The 24,215-nt window shown below is 71.7% G+C and carries 17 protein-coding genes; 3 read left to right on the top strand and 14 right to left on the bottom strand.

Annotated features, from left to right (window positions below; genetic code table 11):
• Positions 1-34: 34 nt before the first annotated feature.
• The 10 genes from gap to uvrA form a co-directional block, all read right to left on the bottom strand.
• Complete coding sequence (gene gap, locus ACQP60_RS05395; protein WP_429729141.1) at positions 35-1,039, bottom strand: type I glyceraldehyde-3-phosphate dehydrogenase; 1,005 nt, start codon at positions 1,037-1,039, stop codon at positions 35-37.
• 260 nt (positions 1,040-1,299) lie between these two features.
• On the bottom strand, positions 1,300-2,280 hold the full coding sequence (whiA, locus tag ACQP60_RS05390; protein WP_429729139.1) for a DNA-binding protein WhiA: 981 nt from the start codon (positions 2,278-2,280) through the stop codon (positions 1,300-1,302).
• A 64-nt stretch (positions 2,281-2,344) separates the two neighbouring features.
• Positions 2,345-3,298 carry a gluconeogenesis factor YvcK family protein gene (locus ACQP60_RS05385; protein WP_429729137.1) on the bottom strand — a complete coding sequence of 318 codons (954 nt, stop codon included), beginning with the start codon at positions 3,296-3,298 and terminating at the stop codon, positions 2,345-2,347.
• Between the two features lie 11 nt (positions 3,299-3,309).
• Complete coding sequence (gene rapZ / locus ACQP60_RS05380; RefSeq protein WP_429729136.1) at positions 3,310-4,245, bottom strand: RNase adapter RapZ; 936 nt, start codon at positions 4,243-4,245, stop codon at positions 3,310-3,312.
• Positions 4,242-6,437 carry an excinuclease ABC subunit UvrC gene (gene uvrC, locus ACQP60_RS05375; protein WP_429729134.1) on the bottom strand — a complete coding sequence of 732 codons (2,196 nt, stop codon included), beginning with the start codon at positions 6,435-6,437 and terminating at the stop codon, positions 4,242-4,244. Before uvrC ends, rapZ begins: the two co-directional genes overlap by 4 nt.
• A gap of 78 nt (positions 6,438-6,515) precedes the next feature.
• Entirely contained in the window at positions 6,516-7,418 is a 903-nt protein-coding gene (locus ACQP60_RS05370; protein WP_429729133.1) for a carbohydrate ABC transporter permease, read from the bottom strand.
• Positions 7,415-8,437 carry a carbohydrate ABC transporter permease gene (locus tag ACQP60_RS05365; protein ID WP_429729131.1) on the bottom strand — a complete coding sequence of 341 codons (1,023 nt, stop codon included), beginning with the start codon at positions 8,435-8,437 and terminating at the stop codon, positions 7,415-7,417. The genes ACQP60_RS05370 and ACQP60_RS05365 overlap by 4 nt, the downstream gene beginning before the upstream one ends.
• Positions 8,434-9,876 (bottom strand): N-acetylglucosamine/diacetylchitobiose ABC transporter substrate-binding protein, encoded by a 1,443-nt coding sequence (ngcE, locus tag ACQP60_RS05360; protein ID WP_429729129.1) that lies wholly within the window; start codon positions 9,874-9,876, stop codon positions 8,434-8,436. Before ngcE ends, ACQP60_RS05365 begins: the two co-directional genes overlap by 4 nt.
• A 260-nt stretch (positions 9,877-10,136) precedes the next feature.
• Complete coding sequence (locus tag ACQP60_RS05355) at positions 10,137-10,640, bottom strand: OsmC family protein (RefSeq protein WP_429729127.1); 504 nt, start codon at positions 10,638-10,640, stop codon at positions 10,137-10,139.
• Between the two features lie 17 nt (positions 10,641-10,657).
• Entirely contained in the window at positions 10,658-13,684 is a 3,027-nt protein-coding gene (uvrA, locus tag ACQP60_RS05350) for an excinuclease ABC subunit UvrA (RefSeq protein ID WP_429729126.1), read from the bottom strand.
• A gap of 138 nt (positions 13,685-13,822) precedes the next feature.
• Here uvrA and ACQP60_RS05345 point away from each other — a divergent pair, with 138 nt between their 5' ends.
• Complete coding sequence (locus ACQP60_RS05345; RefSeq protein ID WP_429729124.1) at positions 13,823-14,119, top strand: YciI family protein; 297 nt, start codon at positions 13,823-13,825, stop codon at positions 14,117-14,119.
• Positions 14,120-14,183: 64 nt separating this feature from the next.
• Here the strand turns inward: ACQP60_RS05345 and ACQP60_RS05340 are convergent, their stop codons facing one another.
• From ACQP60_RS05340 to uvrB, 3 genes are all read right to left on the bottom strand, one after another.
• Positions 14,184-15,296, bottom strand: a complete 1,113-nt coding sequence (locus ACQP60_RS05340; RefSeq protein ID WP_429729122.1) for a TerC family protein — start codon at positions 15,294-15,296, stop codon at positions 14,184-14,186.
• Positions 15,293-16,312, bottom strand: coding sequence for a TerC family protein (locus tag ACQP60_RS05335; protein ID WP_429729120.1), 1,020 nt, complete (start codon positions 16,310-16,312; stop codon positions 15,293-15,295). The genes ACQP60_RS05340 and ACQP60_RS05335 overlap by 4 nt, the downstream gene beginning before the upstream one ends.
• A gap of 245 nt (positions 16,313-16,557) precedes the next feature.
• Positions 16,558-18,672 (bottom strand): excinuclease ABC subunit UvrB, encoded by a 2,115-nt coding sequence (gene uvrB / locus ACQP60_RS05330; protein ID WP_429729119.1) that lies wholly within the window; start codon positions 18,670-18,672, stop codon positions 16,558-16,560.
• A gap of 146 nt (positions 18,673-18,818) precedes the next feature.
• On the opposite strand from uvrB, the gene ACQP60_RS05325 reads away from it, so the two are divergent.
• Positions 18,819-20,297 (top strand): choice-of-anchor A family protein, encoded by a 1,479-nt coding sequence (locus ACQP60_RS05325; RefSeq protein ID WP_429729117.1) that lies wholly within the window; start codon positions 18,819-18,821, stop codon positions 20,295-20,297.
• Between the two features lie 185 nt (positions 20,298-20,482).
• A complete protein-coding gene (locus ACQP60_RS05320) occupies positions 20,483-23,383 on the top strand; it encodes a DUF5979 domain-containing protein (protein WP_429729116.1) in 2,901 nt (966 codons plus the stop codon).
• A gap of 119 nt (positions 23,384-23,502) precedes the next feature.
• On the opposite strand, the gene coaE is transcribed toward ACQP60_RS05320, so the two are convergent.
• A complete protein-coding gene (coaE, locus tag ACQP60_RS05315) occupies positions 23,503-24,138 on the bottom strand; it encodes a dephospho-CoA kinase (RefSeq protein WP_429729114.1) in 636 nt (211 codons plus the stop codon).
• Positions 24,139-24,215: the final 77 nt, after the last annotated feature.

Here is a 24,215-nt window from a genome sequence, read left to right as displayed (position 1 = left end):
ACTCACGCTCGAGCGGTGTCGGGCGCCGGAGTCGTCAGAGCTTCTCGCCGACGTGGACGGTCAGCGCGACGAGCGAGTTGGAGTAGCCCCACTCGTTGTCGTACCAGGAGACGACCTTGACCTGGTTGCCGATCACCTTGGTGAGCTTCGAGTCGAAGATGCTCGTGTGCGGGTTGGTGACGATGTCCGACGACACGATCTCGTCGTCCACGTACTCCAGGGTCCCCTTGAGCGGGCCCTCGGCGGCGGCCTTGACCGCGGCGTTGACCTCCTCGACCGTGACCTCCTTCGGGGCCTCGAAGGTGAGGTCGGTGGCCGAACCCGTGATGACCGGGACGCGCAGGGCGTAGCCGTCGAGCTTGCCCTTCAGCTCCGGGAGCACCAGGGCGACGGCCTTGGCGGCACCCGTGGTGGTCGGCACGATGTTCTGCGCGGCGGCGCGGGCGCGGCGGAGGTCCTTGTGCGGGCCGTCCTGCAGGTTCTGGTCGCCGGTGTACGCGTGGATCGTCGTCATGAGGCCGCGCTCGATGCCGATCGAGTCGTTGAGGGCCTTGGCGAGCGGCGCGAGGCAGTTCGTCGTGCAGGACGCGTTCGAGATGATGTGGTGCGCGGCCGGGTCGTACTGGTCGTTGTTCACACCCATGACGAAGGTCGCGTCCTCGTTCTTCGCCGGGGCGGAGATGATGACCTTCTTGGCGCCGGCGTCGATGTGCGCCTTGGCCTTGGTGGCGTCGGTGAAGAAGCCGGTGGACTCGATGACGATGTCCGCGCCCAGCTCGCCCCAGGGGAGGTTCGCCGGGTCGCGCTCGGCGAGCGCACGGATCTTCTGGCCGTCGACGATGATGTTCTCGTCGTCGAAGTCGACCGACTTCGGGAAGCGGCCCAGCACCGTGTCGTACTTGAGCAGGTGGGCCAGAGTCTTGTTGTCGGTCAGGTCGTTGACGCCGACGACCTCGATGTCCGCACCCGACTCCACGAGAGCGCGGTAGAAGTTCCGTCCGATCCGACCGAAGCCGTTGATCCCGACGCGGATGGTCACGATTGCCCTCCTCAGGGCGCGCCGGTGAGATCCCGGCGCACACGGTTGATGCCGACTTCCGCACGCCGCGAGGGGCGTGCTGATGATTCACGTCGTGACCCCGGAACCACCCGACGTTCTTCCACCGGGCGGTCAGCCTCGGGTCACGTCGTCGTCACCTGACGGAATGAGCCTATACCCGAACGGGCGGTGCCGCTGACCCTCGCCGACACCGTGAGACATGTGGTCTGACCATACGGACGCACCCGTCGCCGACGGGGTCAGAGGTCGAGCAGCTCCGGGCTCAGGCCGGACTCGGTGTCCGGGATCCCGACCTCGAGCGCACGCTTGTCGGCCGTCGACAGGAGGCGCCGGATCCGGCCCGCGACGGCGTCCTTGGACAGCGGCGGGTCGGCGAGCTGACCCAGCTCCTCCAGCGAGGCCTGCTTGTGCGCCAGCCGCAGCTCCCCCGCCTGACGCAGGTGCTCCGGCACGTCCTCGCCCAGGATCTCGAAGGCGCGCTGCACCCGGGCGCCGGCCGCCACGGCGGCCCGCGCCGACCGGCGCAGGTTCGCGTCGTCGAAGTTCGCGAGCCGGTTCGCCGTGCCGCGCACCTCGCGCCGCGCGCGCCGCTCCTCCCAGATCTCGCGGGTGCGCACCGCGCCCATCCGCCGCAGGATCTCCCCGATCGCCTCGCCGTCGCGGACGACGACGCGGTCCACGCCCCGCACCTCGCGGGACTTCGCCTGTACCCCGAGGCGCCGCGCGGCACCGACCAGCGCGAGCGCAGCCTCGGGCCCCGGGCACGTGACCTCCAGCGCCATCGAGCGACCCGGCTCCGTGAGCGACCCGTGCGCGAGGAACGCGCCGCGCCACACCGCCTCGGCCTCCGCGACGCCCGCCGAGACCACCTCGGGGGCCAGGCCGCGCACCGGCCTCCCCCGGGAGTCCAGCAGGCCCGTCTGGCGGGCGAGCGACTCGCCGTCGCGCACCACGCGCACCACGTACCGGTTGTTCTTGCGCAGGCCCCCGGCCTGCACCACGATCAGGTCGCTCGTGTGCCCGTAGAGCTCCGTGATCGACTGCCGCAGCCGCGCCGCGGCCGCCTCGTCGTCCAGCTCCGCCTCGATCACCACGCGGCCCGAGATGATGTGCAGCCCGCCGGAGAACCGCAGCGTCGCCGAGACCTCCGCCTTGCGGCACGACGTCCGGGTCACCTTGATCCGCGCGAGCTCGTCCTTCACCTCTGCCGTCAGCGCCATGGCGTCATCCTGCCACGCGAGGCAAGCACCCTCAGCCGTCGGCCGGCTCCCCGCCGGAGGGCGGTCACACGTCCCCGTAGACGCCCTCGAACACGTCCCGGTAGGCCGCTGCGAGGCGCAGCGGGTCGTGCAGCGCGGTTCCGTCGCCGCGGCGGACCTGACGCATGAGGAGCCTCGCGCCCATGGCCTGGGCGGCGTCGGCGAGCTCGTCCACGTCCTCGACGGCCGACGGGTCGGCCAGCACCGCGTCGACGCGCAGCCCGGGCGCGTGCCGGTGCAGCGCCTCGAGGTGGTCGGTCGCGGTGAGCCCCTGCGTCTCGCCCCGCTCGGCGGCCAGGTTGAGCGTCACGCACACCCGCGCGTCCGTCTCGTGCAGCGCCGTCGCGAGCTCCGGCACCAGCAGGTGGACCAGCACCGACGAGTACCAGGAGCCAGGCCCGAGCACCACCCAGTCGGCGGCGCGCACCGCCTCCACCGCCTCGGGGCACGCCGGCGGGTCCGCCGGCACCAGGCGCAGCTGCTCGATCCGGCCCTCCGTCACGGCGACGCGGCTCTGGCCGACGACGGTGTCGAGCGTCGCGACGCCGTCGCGACGCACGTCCGCCTCGACCACGAGAGGCACCGACGCCATCGGCAGCACGCGACCCCGCGCGCCGAGGAGCCGGCCGACCCAGTCGAGCCCCGCGACGGTGTCGCCGAGCTGCTCCCACAGCGCGACGATCAGGAGGTTGCCCATGGCGTGCTGGTCCAGGCTGCCCGCGGACCGGAACCGGTGCTGCAGCAGGTCGCTCCAGGTGCGGCCCCACTCCGAGTCGTCGCACAGGGCCGCGAGCGCCATCCGCAGGTCGCCGGGCGGCAGCACGTCGAGCTCGTCGCGCAGCCGGCCCGACGACCCGCCGTCGTCCGCGACCGTGACGACAGCGGTCAGCCGGTCGGACATCAGCCGCAGCGCCGACAGGCTCGCGAACAGCCCGTGCCCTCCCCCGAGCGCCGTCACCGCCGGGGCCCCCGGGCTCACGACCGGCGTCGTCACTCCTTCCCCAGGTCGCGTGCCGTGAGCGAAACGCGCTGGCCCGCGTCGCGCAGCCGCTGGGCGATCTCCCCGGCGATCGCGACGGAGCGGTGCTTCCCCCCGGTGCACCCGACGGCGATGGTCACGTACCGCTTCTCCTCGGCCAGGTAGCCGGCGAGGACGGGCTCGAGCGCCGCGACGTACCGGTCCACGAACTCCTGCGCGCCGGGCCGGGCGAGCACGTACTCCCGCACCGGGGCGTCCCGGCCCGTGAGGTGGCGCAGCTCGGTGATCCAGTACGGGTTCGCCAGGAAGCGGACGTCCACCACGTGGTCGGCGTCGAGCGGGATGCCGTACTTGAAGCCGAAGGCGAGCACGTTGATGCGCAGCGCGTCGGGGGCGCCGTCCGCGACGGCGGCGCGCACCTCGCGCGCCAGGTCGTGCACCGACAGCTCCGACGTGTCGATGACGACGTCGGCACGCTCCGCGATCGACGCGAGCGCACGGCGCTCCTCGCCGATGCCGTCGAGGATCCGCCCCTCGCCCTGCAGCGGGTGCGGGCGGCGGACGCTCTCGTAGCGCCGCACCAGGGTGTCGTCGCGCGCGTCGAGGAACAGGATCCGGTAGTTCACGCCGGCGTCGCGCAGGTGCTGCAGCACCCGGGTGAGCTCGGCGAAGTACTCCCGCCCGCGGACGTCGACCACGACGGCGAGCCGCTCGACGGACGAGCCCGCGCGGGTCATCAGGTCGACCAGCGGCACGATCATCATCGGCGGCAGGTTGTCGACCACGAACCAGTCGAGGTCCTCCAGCACGCCCGCCGCGCGCGACCTGCCGGCGCCCGACATGCCGGTGATGATCAGCACCTCCGGCTCGGCCTGCTCCGGGGCGGGGGTCGTGGCCTCGATCTCGGGGATGCCCTGCGGGACGGTGATGGGGTCCGGCTCGCTCATGCGCCCAGCATGCCAGGGCCCGCCGCGTCCTGGCTGGTCGGCGCGCTGCTCCGGTCGGCGGTGGCGTCCGCCGAGGTGTCGTCGGCGGCGTCGGCCGAGGTGGCGTCGGCGCGGGTGGCGGGCTCCGACGCGTCGGAGCTCCCTGCGGCACCGGGGCCGCCGCCGAGCGCCCCGACGACGGCCTCGGCGGTGCGGCGACCCATGCCGCGCACCTGGGCGATCTCGTCGACGCTCGCCGCGCGCAGCTTCTTGACCGAGCCGAACGTGCTCAGCAGCGCCTTGCGCCGCGCCGGTCCGAGGCCGGGGACGTCGTCCAGGACGGACGCCGTCATGCCCTTGCTCCGACGCCGCCGGTGCTGCGTGATGGCGAACCGGTGCGCCTCGTCCCGCACGCGCTGCAGCAGGTAGAGACCCTCCGAGGAGCGCTGCAGGATCACCGGGTAGTCGTCGCCGGGGACCCACACCTCCTCGAGCCGCTTCGCGAGCCCGCACAGCGCGACGTCGGTGACCCCCAGCTCGTCCAGGGCGCGCTGGGCCGCCGCGACCTGGGGCGGGCCGCCGTCGACCACGACGAGGTTGGGCGGGTAGGCGAACCGCTTGCGCTCCCCCGCCTCCCTCGCCTCCTCCGCGGGGACCTCGCCCGACCGAGGGCGGGCGACCTGGGGCGGGCGCCCGTCCTCGTCGCTGTCGTCGAGCTCCACCTCGCCCGACGCCAGCCGGTCGGCCAGGTAGCGGCGGAACCGGCGGGTGATGACCTCGTGCATGGCTGCCGTGTCGTCCCGCGCACCGTCACCCTCGGGACCCCGGACCGAGAAGGTGCGGTACTCGCTCTTGCGCGGCAGCCCGTCCTCGAAGACGACCATCGACGCGGACTGGTAGGTGCCCTGGGTGTGCGAGACGTCGTAGCACTCGATGCGCAGGGGCGCCGACTCGAGGCCCAGCGCCTCCTGGATCTCGCGGAGCGCCTGGCTGCGTGTGGTGAGGTCGCCGGCGCGGCGGGTGCGGTGCAGCGCGAGAGCGTGCTCCGCGTTGGCCCTGACCGTGGCGGCGAGCTCGCGCTTGTCGCCGCGCTGCGGCACCCGCAGCTCCACGCGAGCACCGCGCAGCCCCGTCAGCCAGGCCGTCATCTGCGCCGGGTCGGGGGGAAGCACCGGGACCAGCACCTCGCGCGGGACGGCGTCGCGCGCCTCGCGGCGTGCCGCCGCGCGTCCCTCGGCGTCGAGGTCCGTCGCGTCCGCCGCAGCGCGGGCGTCCTCGACGGCGCCGTACACCTGCTGCAGCAGGTGCTCGACGAGCTCCGCGTCGGTGACGTCCTCGACCTTCTCCACGACCCAGCCACGCTGGCCGCGGATGCGGCCGCCCCGCACGTGGAAGACCTGGACCGCGGCCTCGAGCTCGTCGCCCGCGAGCGCGAAGACGTCGGCGTCGGTCGCGTCGGGGAGCACGACGGCGTTCTTCTCCGTCGCCCGGCGCAGCGCCTGGATGTCGTCGCGCAGGCGGGCGGCCTGCTCGTACTCCATGGACGCGGCGGCCTCGTTCATGCGCGCCGTGAGGCGCCGCTCGAACCGCTGCGTGTCTCCCGCCATGAAGTCGCAGAAGTCCTGCGCCAGCTGCTTGTGCTCGTCGACGCCGATGCGGCCTACGCACGGCGCCGAGCACTTGTCGATGTAGCCGAGCAGGCACGGCCGGCCCGTCTGGTGCGCACGCTTGTACACGCCCGCCGAGCAGGTGCGGATCGGGAAGACCCGCAGCAGGAGGTCGAGCGTCTCGCGGATCGCCCAGGCGTGACCGTACGGCCCGAAGTACCGGGTGCCGGGGCGCTTGGCACCCCGCATCACCTGGGCGCGCGGTACCTCGTCGGCCATCGTCACCGCGAGGTACGGGTAGGACTTGTCGTCCCGGTACTTCACGTTGAACCGCGGGTCGTACTCCTTGATCCAGGAGTACTCGAGCGCCAGCGCCTCGACCTCGGTGCCGACGACCGTCCACTCGACCGACGCCGCCGTCGTGACCATGCTCTGCGTGCGGTGGTGCAGGTGCGCGACGTCCTGGAAGTAGTTCGACAGCCGCGCCCGCAGGTTCTTCGCCTTTCCCACGTAGATCACGCGGCCGTGCGCGTCGCGGAACCGGTAGACGCCGGGCGACGTGGGGATCTCCCCCGGCTTCGGGCGGTAGGTCGCTGGGTCGGCCATGCCGTCAGCCTAGGTCAGGCCACCGACGGTCCCCGTCGCCCTCCGTGCCCCTCTGTGCCCCTCTGTGGCGCGCGGGACCTACTTCATCGTGCCTGCCGACACCGACCCCTGGAGCTGCCGCTGGAAGATCAGGTAGGCGATCAGCACCGGCACGATCGTCACCACCACGGCCGCGAACATCGCGCCGAAGTCCACCGCGTACCCCGCCGACGACACGAACGCCGCCAGGCGCTGGGAGAGCACGTAGTTCTCCTGCGCCGGGTTCAGCGCGATCGGCAGGATGAACTGGTTCCACAGGCCGAGGAAGTTGAAGATCGCGACGGAGGCCATGCCGGGCGTCGCCATCGGCAGCATCACCTGGAAGAACGTCCGCCAGTTCCCGGCGCCGTCGATCGCCGCGGCCTCGGCGATGTCGTCCGGCAGCCCGCGGAAGAACGCGTAGAGGAAGAACACCGTGAACGGCAGCGCGAAGGCGACGTAGACGACGATCAGCCCCGGGAGCGTCCCGAGCAGCCCGGCGTTCTGGAGCACGAAGAACAGCGGGACGATCGCGAGGAAGACCGGGAACGTCAGCCCGGCCAGCATGAGGTAGTAGATCGCCCGCCGGCCGGGGAACTCGAAGCGGGCCAGCACGTAGGCGCACATTGCCCCGAGCAGCATGACGAGCACCAGGGCGGTCCCGACCACGATGATCGTGTTCACGAAGGCGCGGCCGATCTGGGCGTCGACCCAGGCGTTCTCGTAGTTCGTGAAGGACCACTCGGACGGCAGCGAGAACGGCGACGCGAAGATCTCCGCGCTCGTCTTGAACGACCCGATGAACACCCAGATCATGGGCGCGATGACGAGGACGCACCAGATCACGAGGACGGTGTGCGACACGCCCGCGGCGACGCGGTCGCCGCGGCCGGCCGCGCGGGCGGCCCTCGTGCGCGGGACGGCGCGGGCCGTGCGGGGCATCGCCTGGGCGTGGGCGGTCATCGCCGTCCCCTCTCGTTGCGACCGCCGGCGAGGCGGTTCACGGTGAACACCAGCGCGGCGAACACCAGGGTGACGATCGCCATCGCCACGCCCATCGCGCTGGCGTAGCCGAACTTCCCCTCCGTGAAGGCCGAGCGGAACAGCTGCTGGGACATGACGAGCGTGGAGTTGTCCGGGCCGCCCTGCGGGTTGAGCGCCTGGACGTAGACGAACAGGTCGAGGGCGATGATCCCGAGGTAGATGTAGGCGGTCTGCACGTTGTCCCGGATCAGTGGGAGGGTGATGGACCACGACGTGCGCCACCGACCCGCGCCGTCGATCCGCGCGGCCTCGTAGATTTCCGACGGGACGCCCTTGATCGCCGCGATGAACAGCAGCATGTAGAAGCCGACGAACCCCCACACGACGACGAACATCGTCACCGGCATCGCGGTGCCCACGTTCCCCAGCCAGGCGAACGACTCGAAGCGATCGAGCCCCAGGCCGGTGAGGACCCCGTTGACGAGACCGTTGCTCGGGTCGAGGATCAGGCGCCACATGATGCCGACCGCGATGGCCGGGATGACGTAGGGGAAGAGGGAGACGACGCGGTAGAAGCCCGCTCCCCGCACGCCGCGGACCTGTCCCTTGCCCGACCCGCCGACCGTGATGAGGATCGCGAACGTCAGGGCGATGGCGATGGTGACGAGCGGGATGAACAGGCCGAACATCACGCTGTTGCCGACGGCGTTGACGAACCTCGGGTCCTGCAGCAGCGCCGTGAAGTTCGCCAGCCCCACGACGTCGAACTCGGCGCTGAACCCCGACCAGTTCGTCAGCGCGTAGAACGCGGCCTGGACGAACGGCCAGATCACGAAGACGAGGAACAGCGCGAGGGGCAGGCCGAGGCAGACGACGAAGAAGCTCACCGTGTCGAACGACCACCCGCCGGCCCGCCGCCGGCGGGGCCCGGTGCCGGGCCCCGCGGCGGCTCCCTCGTCGGCGGGCAGGATCTGCCCGGCGCCGGGGATGGCGGTCATGACACCTCGATCTTGTCGATCGTGTCGTCGTTCGCGATGCGGTCGGTGATCGCCTGCAGCTCCTTGGTGAGGTCGGCCACCGACTTCTTCCCGTCCAGGAAGGAGTTCCAGATCGGCAGCTGCTCCTGGTTCATGCCGTACGTGTTGACGAAGTTGAACGTGAAGATGTCCGTCCCGGCCGCGCTGAGCATGTCCGTCTGGGACACCAGCGCGGTCGACCCGAACCCGTCGGCGGGGACGATGTCCTTCACGATGGTCGGGGCCAGCTTCGTCTTGGAGAAGTTCGTGGCCGCCTCCTTCGAGAGCATGACCCGCAGGAGCTCCTTGCCGCCTGCCACGCTCTTCGCCTGCGACGGGACGATGAAGGGCTCTCCTGCCGTGGAGTGGAGCGCCGTGGCCGGCATCGCCGGGTTCGCCGTGACCGAGAAGCTCGGCACGCCCTTCATCTGGAAGTCCGCCGCCGTCTGGTCCTTCATCTCGTTCTCGATCCACGACCCCGACGGGTAGAGGAGCGCCTCCTGCTTGTTGCTCCACTGCGCCTGGGCCGCGGTGAACTGCGTCCCCGACCCGCCCGGCTTGAAGTACCCGGCGTCGACGATCTCCTTCATGATCGTGAACGTCGCCTGGAGGGCGTCCTGGGACCAGCAGTCGGGCTCGAGGTTCTCGAGCGCCAGCCGGACCTCGTCGCCGCCCTCCTTGATCGCCGACTCGATCGCGAGGGTCTGGTAGTACGTCGCCGCCTCGGTGCCCCACAGGAAGAGGTACTTCCCGGCCTTCTTCGCCTCCGCACCGAGCGCCTTGGCCTCCTCCCACGTCGCCGGCGGCGTCCAGCCGTTCTTCTCGAAGAGGCTGCCCGAGTACCAGACGCCGTACACCGTGAGCACGTAGTTGAGAGCCGCGAACTTGTCCCCGTAGGTCCCCGGGGCCAGGACTCCCTCGTACAGGGTGTCGCGGATGGTCGTGCCCTCGACGTTCGGCGCGTCGATGACGTCGGTGAGGTCCTCGAGCTGGTCGAGGATCGTGTTGAAGCCCATCGACTGGGCTCCCGAGTTGTCCACCAGGTCGGGCGGGTTCCCGCCCACGAACCGTGGTTGGAGCTCCGTCGCGATCTGCGTGGAGGGCGAGACCTTGACCGAGGAGCCGGCGTGCAGGCCGGCGAGGACCTTGCCCGCGAACTCGACGTAGTCGACGCCGTAGCCGCCGTCGAAGATCACCGCGTCGATCGTGGTGTTCTCCGCCATGCCGAAGGGGTTCTTCGCGTCGGTGCTGCCGGTCGCGGCGCTCGTGGTCGCCTCGCCTCCGCCACCGCCCGTGGCGCATGCCGCGAGCGGGAGGCCGAACGGGACGGCGGCGGCCGTGTACATCACGGCGCGGAGCACCGACCGACGGGAGGGCTGGGGGGTGATCTTGCTCTGGTCAGTGGTGAAGTTGCTGGTCATCGTCGTTGATGCCCTTCGTGTCAGGGTGCGCCCGAGAGCGCCCCGTCAACCGTGCTGCTGTGCCCGCTCGGGCCCTGCGCCGACCTCCTCGTCTCGCGCCGCGTGAGCCGTTACGGCGGGTTCCGCACCGCTCACGGAAATATCTCCCATCCACCACAGGGATGGAGTGGAAAATATTCACGCCAGGTCGCCACGTCAACAGCCGACACGACAGTGTGACCGGACTGGTATAGATCACCCGCGCGCGTGCGGGTGGCCCCTTACGAGGCGGGCGTCGCGAGCCGGACCGGCGCCGGCTCCACGAGGACGGAGAAGTTCACCGACCGAGCGATGAAGCACAGGGCGTGCGCGCGGCGGTGCAGTTCCGCGACGGCCTCGTCGGTGGCCTCCGGCCCGGCGTCGACGGTGACTCGCGGGCGCAGCGTGACGTCCGTGAACTGGCCTTCGCCGCGCGACTCCACCCGCATCGTGCCGGTCGTCTCGTCCACGTACTCGCGGACCACGAGACCGTGCTCGGCGGCGAGGTGCAGGAACCACAGCATGTGGCACTGCGCCAGGCTCGCGACGAACAGCTCCTCCGGGTTGTGCCGCGTGGGGTCGCCCCGGAACGCCGGGTCGGCGCTGCCGAGCAGCGGCGGCTTGCCCGCCACGACCACCGTGTGGTCCCGCGAGTACGACGTGTAGGACGTCGTGCCCGGCCCGCCGCCGGGATCGGTGACGTCGGGCCAGGCGACGGTGACGGCGTAGTTGTGGTGCGCACCCATGGCCACACGCTAGGGCGTCAGGCGGCGCTGCGCTTACCGGGACGCTTGGACGCGCTCTTCCCCTTCGAGGAGGACTTCCCGGTGGTCTTCGCCGTGGCCTTTCCCGTGCCCTTCGCCGAGCTCCGCGCCCGCGGTGCCGACGAGGCCGACGTCGCCGCGGCCGACCGCGCACGGCCGGCCGGAGCCGCGATCGGCACGGCCGGGTGCTCCTCGAGGATCGGCGCGAGGAAGCGGCCCGTGTGGCTGGCCTCCACCTGCGCGACCTCCTCCGGAGTCCCCTCCGCCACGACCGTCCCGCCGCCGGAGCCGCCCTCCGGCCCCATGTCCACGATCCAGTCCGCGCTCTTGATGACGTCGAGGTTGTGCTCGATCACCAGCACGGTGTTGCCCTTGTCCACGAGCGACTGGAGGACGCCGAGCAGCTTGCGGATGTCCTCGAAGTGCAGGCCGGTGGTCGGCTCGTCCAGCACGTAGATGGTGCGGCCCGTGGACCGCTTCTGCAGCTCGCTCGCGAGCTTGACCCGCTGCGCCTCGCCGCCCGAGAGCGTGGGCGCGGGCTGCCCGAGGCGGACGTACCCGAGGCCCACCTCGACCAGCGTGGTGAGGTAGCGCGAGATCGCGGGGAACGCGGCGAAGAACTCCGCGGCCTCCTCGATCGGCATGTCCAGCACGTCGGCGACCGTCTTGCCCTTGAAGTGCACCTCGAGGGTCTCGCGGTTGTACCGGGCGCCGTGGCACACCTCGCACGGCACGTAGACGTCGGGCAGGAAGTTCATCTCGATCTTCAGCGTGCCGTCGCCCGCGCACGCCTCGCAGCGCCCGCCCTTGACGTTGAAGGAGAAGCGACCCGGCCCGTAGCCCCTGACCTTCGCCTCCTCGGTCTCCGCGAAGATCTTGCGGATCCGGTCCCAGACGCCCGTGTAGGTGGCCGGGTTGGACCGCGGCGTGCGCCCGATCGGCCCCTGGTCGACGTGCACCACCTTGTCGAGCTGGTCCATGCCGGTCACCCGGGTGTGCCTGCCCGCCACCTGGCGCGCCCCGTTGAGCTCGTTGGCGAGCACGGTGTGCAGGATCGAGTTCACGAGGGTCGACTTGCCTGACCCCGAGACCCCGGTAACGGCCGTGAGCACCCCGAGCGGGAACGACACGTCGATCCCCCGCAGGTTGTTCTCCCGGGCGCCGACGACCGTGACCTTCCGGCCGGGGTCGGTCGCGCGACGCTCCGCGGGAAGCGCGATGCTGCGCCGGCCGGAGAGGTAGGCGCCGGTCATCGAGCCCTCGGCCTCGAGGAGGCCGGCGTAGTCGCCCGAGTGCACGACGCGGCCACCGTGCTCGCCCGCGCCGGGGCCCACGTCGACGATCCAGTCGGCCGCGCGGATGGTGTCCTCGTCGTGCTCGACGACGATCAGGGTGTTGCCGAGGTCGCGCAGGCGGGTCAGCGTCTCGATGAGGCGACGGTTGTCGCGCTGGTGCAGGCCGATCGACGGCTCGTCCAGCACGTACAGCACCCCGACGAGGCCCGAGCCGATCTGGGTCGCGAGCCGGATGCGCTGCGCCTCGCCGCCCGACAGGGTTCCGGCCGGGCGCTCGAGCGACAGGTAGTGCAGGCCCACGTCGACGAGGAAGCCGAGGCGGGCGTGGATCTCCTTGAGGACCTCGGCCGCGATGGCGCGCTCGCGCTCGCCCAGCTCGAGACCGTCGAGGAAGTGCTTGGCCTGGTCGATGGGGAGGCGGCACACGTCCCAGATGGACTTGCCGCCGACGGTGACCGCGAGGACCTCGGGCTTGAGCCGCGCCCCCGAGCACACGGGGCACGGGACCTCCCGCATGTAGGCCTCGTACTTCTCCTTCGACCAGTCCGACTCGGTCTCCCGGTGCCGCCGCTCCAGGAAGGTCACCGCGCCCTCGAAGCCGGTCGAGTACTGCCGCTCCCGGCCCCACCGGTTCTTGTACCGCACGTGCACCTGGTGGTTGCGGCCGAACAGGATCGCGTCGCGGGCGCGCTGCGGCAGGGCACGCCACGGCACGTCCATGGAGAAGCTCATCTCGTCCGCCAGGGCGGTGAGCACCCGCTCGAAGTACTCCGACGACGTCTGCGCCCACGGCACGACGGCGCCGTCCCGCAGCGTCTTCTCCTCGTCCGGCACGACGAGGTCCGGGTCGACCTCGAGGCGGAACCCGATGCCCGTGCACTCCGGGCACGCGCCGTAGGGGGCGTTGAAGGAGAACGTGCGCGGCTCGATCTCGTCGAGCGCCAGAGGGTGGTCGTTGGGGCACGCCCGCTTCTCGGAGAACTTGCGTACCCGGTCGAGGTCGTCGATGTCGGCGTCGACGAGCTCGACCATGACCAGGCCGCCCGCGAGCCGCAGCGCGGTCTCCACCGAGTCGGTGAGGCGGCGCTGGACGCCGTCGCGGGACACGAGGCGGTCGACGACGACCTCGATGTCGTGCTTGAGCTTCTTCTCGAGGCTGGGCGGGCTCGTCAGCTGCACGACCTCGCCGTCGACCCGGGCGCGGGCGAAGCCCTGCGTCTGCAGCTCGGCGAACAGGTCGGCGTACTCGCCCTTGCGCCCGCGCACGACGGGCGCGAGCACCTGGTAGCGGGTGCCCTCCGGCAGCTCGAGCAGCTTGTCGACGATCTGCTGCGGCGTCTGCGAGCGCACCGGCTCCCCGCACACGGGGCAGTGCTGCGTGCCGGCGCGCGCGAAGAGCAGGCGCAGGTAGTCGTAGACCTCCGTGATCGTCCCGACCGTCGACCGGGGGTTGCGGTTGGTCGACTTCTGGTCGATCGACACCGCGGGCGACAGGCCCTCGATGAAGTCGACGTCGGGCTTGTCCATCTGGCCGAGGAACTGGCGCGCGTACGCGGAGAGCGACTCCACGTAGCGGCGCTGCCCCTCGGCGAAGATCGTGTCGAACGCCAGGGACGACTTTCCCGAGCCCGAGAGCCCGGTGAAGACGATCAGCTCGTCGCGCGGGAGATCCAGCTCGATGTTGCGCAGATTGTGCTCGCGGGCGCCGGAGATGACGAGGCGGTTGCTCACCCCGGCATCCTACGTCGGGGGGCCGACATTCGTACAGGCGTTCTATGCCGTTTGGGGTCTTTTCGTGTGCCTGACCGGTCACACCCGTGCCCCTGGACACCCGGCGACCGCACCCGGCCGGGGTGCTTGGATACCGCCATGTCCGTCTACGCCGTCACGTACGTCTACGTCACCGACCCCGACCGGCTCGCCGAGGTCCGGCCCGAGCACCGGGAGTTCCTCCGCGGCCTGCACGAGGACGGCACCTTGCGCGTGTCCGGCCCGCTGCCCGCCACGCCCGACGGCGAGCCCGGCGGGGCGCTCCTGCTCGTCGAGGCCGCCGACGAGACCGGCGCCCTCGAGCTCCTCGCGGGCGACCCCATGCGGCGCGAGGGGCTGGTCGCGCACCGTGCCGCGCGCGAGTTCGTGCCGGTGATCGGCGGCTTCGCCGGCTGACGCCCGCTCCCACCGCGCGCGAGCCCCGACGGCGTCACCGTCCGGGGCCCGCGCGCTCTCGTCGTCAGCGGCCCGAGGTCTCCGACGGGGAGGACGAGGAGGGCGGCCCGGGCTCCGAGTCCTGCGCCACGGCGTCCGGCGTGCCCGACGACGCCGGCCCCGCCACGTCCGCCGCCGCCTCCGTCGTGCCCTTCGCCGCCACGGCGGCCGTGCGGCGCGTCTTCGCCAGGCTCGCGACCGTCGCGATCGCGATCGAACCGAGGATCACGGCCAGGGAGAGCCAGATCGGGATCTCGGGCGCCCAGGCGACGTGCTCGCCACCGTTGATGAACGGCAGCGTGTTGGTGTGCAGCGCCTCGAGGATGAGCTTGACGCCGATGAACCCGAGGATGACCGCCAGCGCGATCGGGAGATAGACCAGGCGCTCGAGCAGGCCACCGAGCAGGAAGTAGAGCTGCCGCAGGCCCATGAGGGCGAAGATGTTCGCGGTGAAGACGATGAACGGGTCCTTCGTCAGCCCGAAGATCGCGGGGATCGAGTCGAGCGCGAACAGCAGGTCCGTCGAGCCGATGGCCACGAACACCACGAGCATCGGGGTGAACAGCTTCTTGCCGTCGACCACGGTCCGGATCTTGGCGCCGTCGTACTCCTTGCTCACGGGCAGGACCCGCCGCAGGAGCCGGATCGCGACGTTCTCCTTGAACTCCTCCTCGTCGTCGTCCCCGGCCACGAGCTTGATCGCCGTGTAGATGAGGAAAGCGCCGAAGAGGTAGAAGACCCACACGAACTGCTCGAGGATCGCCGCCCCCGCGAGGATGAACGCCCCGCGCAGCACCAGCGCGATGATGATGCCGACCATCAGCACCATCTGCTGGTGCTTCTTCGGCACCGCGAAACGCGACATGATGATGACGAAGACGAACAGGTTGTCCACGCTCAGGGAGTACTCCGTGAGCCAGCCGGCGTAGAACTCGCCGGCGGGGGCCGTGCCGCCGACGGCGAGCATGATGAGGCCGAAGACGAGGGCGAGCGCCACGTAGAAGCCCACCCAGATGCCGCTCTCCTTCATGGAAGGCACGTGCGGCCGGCGCCCGACGATGGCGAGGTCGACGGCCAGCAGCAGGATCAGGGCGGCGAGCGAGGCCGCCTCGAACCAGAACGGCAGCTCGTGGATCATGCGTCTCCTTCAGGAGTGGTGGACGACGCGGCGCCGACCCGGCGCTGCCGGTCTCGACGGTCACGCGCCAGCGAGGCGATGGTCGTGACGGCCAGGACCACCACGATGAAGGACAGGGACACGCTGGTCGGGATCTCCGGGATCGCCTCGACGTGGTGCCCGCCGTTGATGAACGGCAGCTCGTTCGTGTGCAGCGCGTGGATGACGAGCTTGACGCCGATGAACCCGAGGATCGCCGCCAGACCGTAGTTGAGGAAGACGAGCCGGTCCAGCAGGCCGTCCACGAGGAAGTACAGCTGGCGCAGCCCGAGCAGCGAGAACGCGTTCGCGGCGAACACCAGGTAGGTCTCCTGGGTGAGGCCGAAGATCGCGGGGATCGAGTCGACGGCGAACAGCAGGTCGGCGCTGCCGATCGCGACCATGACGATGAGCATGGGCGTGATGTACCGCTTGCCGTCGATCTTCGCGGTCATCTTGTCGCCGACGTACGAGTCGGTCGTGGGGAACAGCCGCCGCGTCAGCCGCAGGACGCCGTTCTCGTGCCACTCCTCGTCGTGACCGGTGCCCGACCGGGCCTGCGCGATCGCCGTCCAGATGAGGAACGCCCCGAAGAGGTAGAACACCCAGGCGAAGTTCGCGATGATCGCCGCGCCGGCGATGATGAACACGGTGCGCAGCACGAGGGCGATCGTGATGCCGATGAGGAGCACACGCTGCTGGTACTCCCGTGGCACCCGGAAGCTCGTCATGATGAGGACGAAGACGAACAGGTTGTCGACGCTGAGCGACTTCTCGGTGATGTACCCCGCGAAGTACTCGCCGCCGTACGTCCCGCCCCACACGATCCACACGATCACGCCGAACACGACCGCGACCGCGACGTACGCGAGCGACCACGTGGCCGACTCGCGCAGCGTGGGGGCGTGCGGGGTGCGCACGTGACCGACGTAGTCGACCGCGAGCATCGCGAGGATCACGACGACGGTGACGATCCAGACCCAGACGGGCACATCCATGGAAACTCCTCCGGTACGTAGCACTGAGCACCGGAGGTCTTCCCCACCCGGAGCGGCTGCGAGCCAGACATCCGGGCCGACGAGGCCGGACCGGCGTCTGTGCCGGACGTGATGACGACCTCACCGTGGGCGGGGTACTCCCCTCCAACCCGGACACCTTACATGACACCCCGGGCGGCTCGTCCGCGCACATCAGAGGACGGAACCGCTGGTCAGCGAGCCTCCCCGGGCGGGCCCCGCACGGGTCAGGCGGTGGCCGCCTGCATCTGCCGCAGCTCCTTCTTCAGCCCGCCGATCTCGTCACGCAGACGTGCCGCGACCTCGAACTGCAGCTCCGCGGCCGCGGCGTGCATCTGGTCGCTGAGCTCCTGGATGAGCTCCGCGAGCTCGCCCGCGGCGGCGCCGGCGAGGCGGTTGCCTGTCGTGGCACCCTCCTTCGGTCCGCCCGGCACGGGCGCTCGCCCCTTGCCCTGGGCCGACGCCGGCGCCTTGCGGTAGCCGCCCGAGAGCAGCTCCTGCGTGTCGATGTCCTCGCGGGCCAGCATGTCGGTGACGTCCGCGATCTTCTTGCGCAGCGGCTGCGGGTCGATCCCGTGCTCGGTGTTGTAGGCCACCTGCTTCGCGCGCCGGCGGTCCGTCTCGTCGAGGGCGTACCGCATCGCGGGCGTGATCTTGTCCGCGTACATGTGCACCTGGCCGGTGACGTTGCGTGCCGCACGCCCGATCGTCTGGATGAGGGACCGCTCGGAGCGCAGGAAGCCCTCCTTGTCGGCGTCGAGGATCGCCACGAGCGACACCTCGGGCAGGTCGAGGCCCTCGCGCAGCAGGTTGATGCCGACCAGCACGTCGTACTCGCCCAGCCTCAGCTCGCGCAGCAGCTCGACGCGGCGCAACGTGTCCACCTCCGAGTGCAGGTACCGCACCCGCACGTCCTTCTCGAGGAAGTAGTCCGTGAGGTCCTCGGCCATCTTCTTGGTGAGCGTCGTGACGAGCACGCGCTCGTCGCGGTCGACCCGCTCGCGGATCTCGTGCAGCAGGTCGTCGATCTGGCCGGTGGTCGGCTTGACGATCACCTCCGGGTCGACGAGACCCGTGGGCCGGATGACCTGCTCGACCACGCCGTCGGACATGGACAGCTCGTAGTCGCCCGGGGTCGCGGACAGGTAGACCGTCTGCCCGATCCGCTCGACGAACTCCTCCCAGCGCAGCGGGCGGTTGTCCATCGCGCTCGGCAGCCGGAAGCCGTGCTCGACGAGCGACCGCTTGCGCGACATGTCGCCCTCGAACATGGCGCCGATCTGCGGCACCGTCTGGTGCGACTCGTCGATGACGAGCAGGAAGTCCTCGGGGAAGTAGTCGAGCAGCGTGTTCGGCGGGGAGCCCTGCTCGCGACCGTCGATGTGCCGCGAGTAGTTCTCGATGCCGCTGCACGTGCCGATCTGGCGCATCATCTCGATGTCGTACGTGGTGCGCATGCGCAGCCGCTGCGCCTCGAGCAGCTTGTTCTGCCGCTCGAGCTCCGCGAGCCGGTCCGCGAGCTCGGTCTCGATCCCGGCGATCGCCCGCTCCATGCGCTCGGGCCCGGCGACGTAGTGCGTGGCCGGGAAGAGGTAGACGCTCTGCTCGGAGCGGATCACCTCGCCCGTGAGCGGGTGCAGCGTCTGGATCGACTCGATCTCGTCGCCGAACATCTCGATGCGGACGGCGAGCTCCTCGTACACGGGGATGATCTCCACCGTGTCGCCGCGCACGCGGAACGTGCCGCGCGTGAAAGCCATGTCGTTGCGCGTGTACTGCATCTGCACGAAGCGTCGGAGCATGTCGTCGCGGTCGACCACGTCACCGACGTCGAGGCGCACCATCCGGTCCACGTACTCCTGCGGGGTGCCCAGGCCGTAGATGCACGACACGGACGCGACGACCACGACGTCGCGCCGGGTCAGCAGCGACGACGTCGCCGAGTGCCGCAGGCGTTCCACCTCGTCGTTGATCGACGAGTCCTTCTCGATGTAGGTGTCCGTCTGCGCGATGTACGCCTCGGGCTGGTAGTAGTCGTAGTACGAGACGAAGTACTCGACGGCGTTGTTGGGCAGCAGCTCGCGGAACTCGGTGGCCAGCTGCGCGGCGAGCGTCTTGTTCGGCGCCATGACGAGCGTGGGGCGCTGCAGCTTCTCGATGAGCCACGCCGTCGTCGCGCTCTTGCCCGTCCCCGTCGCGCCGAGGAGGACCACGTCCTTCTCCCCCGCCTGCACGCGCGACGCCAGGTCCGCGATCGCGGTGGGTTGGTCTCCCGAGGGTTCGTAGTCGGACACCACCTCGAAGGGGGCCACCGCACGCTGCAGGTCGGTCACGGGTCGCATGGCACCACGGTACGGCGCACCCCTGACACGTCACCGGGCGACGGGACGAGCCGGGACAGGGGGGTGAAATTCCGACATTTCTTTTGTAAGGACAGGGTCGTAACCCTAGGGTGGCGCCGTCAGCCAGCCCTCGACCGTGGAGACCCATGCGTACCCTCGCCTCTCGCACCCCCGCACCGTCGGACCGCCCGCGCGTCATCGCGGCGCGCGCGGCCGCCGGCATCGTCGGCACCGTCGGCATCCTCGGTATCGCCGGCGTCCCCGGTGCCACGGCCAGCGCGACGACGACGGCATCGGTGTCCCCCGCGTGCGAGGCCGGCACGCTGCCCGGCCCGCAGACCGGCATCACCGTGGCCGAGGACGGCACGGCCGTGTTCGTCGGGGGCGACTACCGGGCGCACGAGGCGGCGGCCGAGAGCGAGGGTCGCCTCGTCGTGGGCGGCGACGTGACGATCGAGGCCGGCCTCCTCAACCTCGGCCGCGTGGGCGTCGGCTCCGGTGTCGTCCCCGCCCCGGGTGACGTCCTCGTCGCGGGCGGCGACGTGACCGTCGCCGAGGGCTCACGACTCGACGTCAACCACGGCGTCACGGGCGGTGGTGACGTCCGGACGGGCGGGACCTTCGCCGGGGTGGTGGAGCTCAACGGCGGCACGCTCCACCAGCGGGCGGCCGACGCAGCGGGCGCGGCGTCCGCACACCGCACCGCGCTCGACGGGCTCTCGGCCGAGCTCGCGGACCTGGCACCCACCGGCGACCTCGACACCACGGGCGCCTCCCCGCGGCTGGCCGGCGACGGCGTCTCCGACCCCCAGGTGTTCTCGATCACCACCGCCGAGGCCGCCGGCCTCGACACCGTCGTCCTCGCCGACGTGGGCGACAGCGCCGTGGTCGTCAACGTCCGCGGCACGGACGGCCGGCTCGACACCGTGCACACCGCGGCGGGAGACGTCGCGCACCGGATCGACGACGGCGCGGCGCTCGGCGCCTGGGCGCCGCGCGTCGTGTGGAACTTCCCGACCGCCACGTCGCTCGACCTCGCCGGCGGCAGCCAGCTCGTCGGCTCCGTCCTCGCGCCGCGCGCCGACGTGCGACAGGGCGCCCACACGAACGGCCGCCTCTGGGTAGGCGGCGACCTCGACCTCGGGACCGGGGGCAGCGGCATCGAGCACCACAACTACCCGTGGACGGGTGAGTGCGTCGACGTCCCCGCGGTCACCCCGCCCGGCGGCACCACCGAGGAGAACGAGGAGAACGAGGAGGCCGGAGGATCGACCCCGGAGCCGACGACGACGCCCTCCACGCCGTCCACCTCCACGCCGGACGACACCCCGAGCACGCCCGCCGCCCCGGAGGCCGGCGAGACGCCCGCGACGAGCGGACCGGGCTCCGGCGACGACGTGGCTCTTGCCGCCGCCCGGCCGGCGGACGCCGCCGAGCCGACCGCCGCCGCCGGCGGCGCGGAGACCACCGTGCCCACCGCGAACCCCGCGGCGTCCCAGGACGAGCTGCCCCGCACCGGCGCACAGGTCGGTGTCGCCGCGGCCGCGGCCGCCGTCCTGCTCGGCGCGGGCGGTGTCCTTCTCTCCCTGCGCCGCCGGGCCGCGCTGCGCACGAGCCGCGGCTGACGGACGGCCCGCCGGCGCCGTTGCCCTGCTGACCCGGGGCGACGGTGTCGGCGGCCTCACAGGAGGTTCGACGCGCGGACCCGGACTCGCCTCGGTACCGTTTCGGCGAAGTGCCCGACGAGGCGTGGAACTTCCGGGTCGGAGCCAGTGCGCCGGTGGTCCGCGCCGACCTGCAGGAGTGATGCATGACCACCCCGCGCGGCGGCCGCCGCAGCCGTCCCACGACGACCGCCGACGCCACTCCCGTCGCCCGACGCCGACGCCGCGCGGGGGCGACCACCGCCGTCGCGGCTCTGCTCGGCGCGTTGGCGTTCAGCGGGTCCGCCGCCCTCCCCGTGGGCGTGGCGGACGCGGCGCCCCCGGACCTCCTCCCGCCCGCCGCGGGCATCCTGCCCGGCCCCGCCGCGGGCGGCGACACCCCGGGTTCGTGGGGACCGTGCGTGCCCGACCCTGAGTCGGACGACAGCTGCACGGGGTGGCAGTGGCCGCCCGCGACGGCCGGCTCGCAGGGCACCGACAACGCTCCCAACGTCATCGTCGGCGGCGACTTCACCGCGACCGACGGCGCCGCGGAGAGCGAGGGCCTGCACGTCGTCCAGGGCGACGCGCTCTTCGAGCGACGCCCCTACAACGTCGGCGTCGTCGGCGTGGGCTCCCTCGTCACCCCGGCCGACCGTGCGGACATGCTCGTCGTCGGCGGCGACCTCACCGTGGCGAACCCGTCGGTGAACCAGGCCCCCGAGCCAGCCAACGTCATCGTAGGCAGCTCGATCGCCCCGTACCGCACCGGCACGATCCGCGTGGGCGGCGCGCACCAGTTCCGTGACCCGTCGTACGACGCCTCGAGCAGCCCGTTCGGTCAGCTCGGCACCGTCGACTCGGCCCACCAGGACCCGCCGACCCAGTTCCAGAACCAGCTCTTCGACGACGTCGGCGTGATCGACACGGACCACTACACCGACCTCTTCGGCGGGACGGGGAAGATGGCCCGGTACTCCCAGCAGTGCTACGCCGAGCTGAGCACGACCAGCGCGACCTCCGTGGTCAACGCCGGCGGCACCCTCGGCCTCGAGCACGGCACCTTCACCCAGACGGGCGACGACGTCACCCTCACGAGCGACGGCAGCGGCGACCTCGTCGTGTTCGACCTGCCCGCGACCCTCGGTTCCGGGACGACCGGCGTGCAGGTCGACATCACCGGCGTCGCCGACGGGGCGACCGTGCTGATCAACACCCTGGCCGAGGGCCCGGTCCGCCAGGTCGTCGGCAGCGTCACCTGGAACGGCGGCGAGACTTCCCTGCAGGACGTCCGGTCGATCCTGTGGAACTACCCCTTCTCGACCGACCTCACCCTGGGTGGCGGCGCCCAGCTGCCCGGCTCCCTCCTCGTCGGCAGCGCGTCGTCCACCCTCGACCAGAGCTACTCCGGCGTCAACGGGCGTACCTACACGCCCGGCGACCTCGTCCACTCGAACACCCTCGGCGGCTCCGGCAAGGAGTTCCACGCCTACCCGTTCGACGGCGCGCTGGGCTGCGTCCAGACGACCTCCGGCACGTTCGCGGTGTCCAAGGCGCTCGACGGCGACGGGGCGTCCGCGGTCCCGGACGGCACGACGTTCACCGTCGGCTGGGAGGTGACCGGGCCCGCCGGCTCCCCGAACCTGGGCCGCACCGGCACGCTGGAGGTCGAGGCCGACGGGGCGGCGGTCACGGGGCCGTCCGACCTGGCCGAGGGCGACGAGGTCACCCTCTCCGAGCCGACGTTCCCCGGCGTCGACGACGTGGGGTGGGGCGACCCGGTGATCAGCCCGAACCCGGTCATGATCGGAGTCACGGGCACGGTCGTGGACGTCTCCGTCACCAACACGGCGACGCTGCAGCGCGGTGGGTTCACCGTCACGAAGGAGGTCGCCGGCGACCACGGTGCCTCGACCACCGAGTTCACCGGGACGTGGACCTGCTCCGCCCCGAACACGGACGGCGACGCCTCCGGCACGTGGTCCCTCGCGGACGGCGAGGAGCTCGCCCTCGACGGCTTCCCGGCCGGCACCACGTGCGAGGTCACCGAGGACGAGATCAACGACGCCAACGGCACCTGGGAGTCGACGATCGCCCCGGCCGGTGAGCTCACCATCACCGACGGCGAGGCGTCTGCCCAGGTCGTGACGGTGACCAACACGTTCACCAGCACGGTCGGCGCGTTCACGATCACCAAGGAGGTCGCAGGCGGCGAGGGCGGCACGGTCGACGAGTTCACCGTCGACTGGGTCTGCACCGCGCCCGACGGCACGCAGACCGGCGGTACCGTGACGCTCGCGGGCGGCGAGACCTCCGACCCGATCGGCGGCCTGCCCGTGGGGACGACCTGCGCGATCAGCGAGCCCGAGGTCGACGACCCGGCGGGCACCTGGGTCGCCGACATCACCCCGGACGAGATCACGATCGGCAGCGAGGACCCGACCGACGTCGCCGCCGTCACCGTGACCAACACGTTCAGCACGGAGCCGGTCGGCGGGTTCACCGTGACCAAGGTCGTGGACGGCGACGCCTCGGCCGCGACGGTCCGTGAGTTCTCCGGCACCTGGACCTGCTCCGCCGAGAACCTCGCGGGCGACGCGTCGGGCGCCTGGAGCCTCGCGGGCGGCGGGTCCGTCGTCGTCGACGGCTTCCCCGTCGGCACCACCTGCGACGTCGCCGAGGACGACGTCTCCGACGACGCCGGCACGTGGGCCTCGTCGATCGCCCCGGCCGGTGAGCTCACCGTCACCGAGGACGGCGCCGGCGCCACCGTCGTGACCGTGACGAACACGTTCACCCCGACCGTCCCGTCCCCGTCGCCCAGCCCGTCGGAGAGCACGCCCGCGCCCAGCCTGAGCGACTCGACCCCCGCGCCGAGCACACCCACGCCGTCGAGCAGCACCACCGCACCCCGCCCGGACACGGGAACGGGCGGGGGCACGGGCTCGGGTGACGACGGGACCCTGCCCCGCACGGGAGCCCAGGTGGCGACCGCCGTCGCCCTCGCCGCGCTCCTGGTGGGCGGCGGGACGCTCGCGCTGCTCGCCGCCCGCCGACGCCGGGGCTGACCGCCCGGCACGACGGCGCCCGGCCGGGGGCCCCGGCCGGGCGTCGTCGTCGTGGTGACGGTGTGGTCGTCGGGACGTGGCGTCGTCCGGACGGTGTCGCGGTACGGCCGGGAGCCCGTTCAGGCCCGGGAGGCCTCGCCCTCGGACTCCTGCTCCACCTCGCTGCGGAGCCGCTCCCACAGCGCGTCGACCTGCTCCCGCAGCCCGTCCACCGGCCCGGAGCCGTCCAGCACGACGTCCGCGACGGCCGTCCGCTCCTCGTCCGTCGCCTGCGCCCCGACTCGCGCCCGCGCGGCCGACTCGTCGAGGCCGCGCCCGTCGACGAGTCGCGCGACCCGCAGCTCCGCCGGCGCGTGCACGACCACGAGCAGGTGGAAGCGGTCCGCCTGCCCGGTCTCGACCAGCAGCGGGATGTCGTGGACCACGACGGCCCGGTCGTCCGCGGCCCCGGCGAGCGCCTCCCGCTCGGCGGCGAGGCGGCGGATCTCCGGGTGCAGGATGCCCTCGAGCCGCGCACGGGCGGCGGCGTCGTCGAAGACCAGCCGCCCGAGCGCCGGGCGGTCGAGGGAGCCGTCCGCCGCGAGGACGCCCTCGCCGAAGGCGTCCACGACCTCCTCGAGCCCCACCGTCCCGGGCTCCACCACCTCCCGGGCGAGGACGTCGTGATCGATGACGACGGCACCCAGCTCGGCGAGGCGGCGCGCGACGACGGACTTGCCTGCGGCGATGCCGCCCGTGAGGCCGATGCGAAGCATGGGCCCATCCTGCCCCCGGCGTAGGCTTCCCGCCATGAACGTCCGCGGTGCCGGGCCGCGGCGCACGAGGGGGGTGG

It is taken from the genome of Isoptericola variabilis, assembly GCF_050311655.1.
Lineage (GTDB): Bacteria > Actinomycetota > Actinomycetes > Actinomycetales > Cellulomonadaceae > Isoptericola > Isoptericola variabilis.
Note: the sequence above shows the minus strand (reverse complement) of the source record. Positions and strands in the feature narration are given on the sequence as shown.

Excerpts from the sequence above, each read along its gene's own strand:
- whiA (WP_429729139.1), bottom strand. The coding sequence starts at position 2,280 with ATGGCGCTGACGGCAGAGGTGAAGGACGAGCTCGCGCGGATCAAGGTG.
- rapZ (WP_429729136.1), bottom strand. The coding sequence starts at position 4,245 with ATGAGCGAGCCGGACCCCATCACCGTCCCGCAGGGCATCCCCGAGATC.
- uvrC (WP_429729134.1), bottom strand. The coding sequence starts at position 6,437 with ATGGCCGACCCAGCGACCTACCGCCCGAAGCCGGGGGAGATCCCCACG.
- ACQP60_RS05370 (WP_429729133.1), bottom strand. The coding sequence starts at position 7,418 with ATGACCGCCCACGCCCAGGCGATGCCCCGCACGGCCCGCGCCGTCCCG.
- ACQP60_RS05365 (WP_429729131.1), bottom strand. The coding sequence starts at position 8,437 with ATGACCGCCATCCCCGGCGCCGGGCAGATCCTGCCCGCCGACGAGGGA.
- ngcE (WP_429729129.1), bottom strand. The coding sequence starts at position 9,876 with ATGACCAGCAACTTCACCACTGACCAGAGCAAGATCACCCCCCAGCCC.
- ACQP60_RS05355 (WP_429729127.1), bottom strand. The coding sequence starts at position 10,640 with ATGGGTGCGCACCACAACTACGCCGTCACCGTCGCCTGGCCCGACGTC.
- ACQP60_RS05345 (WP_429729124.1), top strand. The coding sequence starts at position 13,823 with ATGTCCGTCTACGCCGTCACGTACGTCTACGTCACCGACCCCGACCGG.
- ACQP60_RS05340 (WP_429729122.1), bottom strand. The coding sequence starts at position 15,296 with ATGATCCACGAGCTGCCGTTCTGGTTCGAGGCGGCCTCGCTCGCCGCC.
- ACQP60_RS05335 (WP_429729120.1), bottom strand. The coding sequence starts at position 16,312 with ATGGATGTGCCCGTCTGGGTCTGGATCGTCACCGTCGTCGTGATCCTC.
- uvrB (WP_429729119.1), bottom strand. The coding sequence starts at position 18,672 with ATGCGACCCGTGACCGACCTGCAGCGTGCGGTGGCCCCCTTCGAGGTG.
- ACQP60_RS05325 (WP_429729117.1), top strand. The coding sequence starts at position 18,819 with ATGCGTACCCTCGCCTCTCGCACCCCCGCACCGTCGGACCGCCCGCGC.
- ACQP60_RS05320 (WP_429729116.1), top strand. The coding sequence starts at position 20,483 with ATGACCACCCCGCGCGGCGGCCGCCGCAGCCGTCCCACGACGACCGCC.
- coaE (WP_429729114.1), bottom strand. The coding sequence starts at position 24,138 with ATGCTTCGCATCGGCCTCACGGGCGGCATCGCCGCAGGCAAGTCCGTC.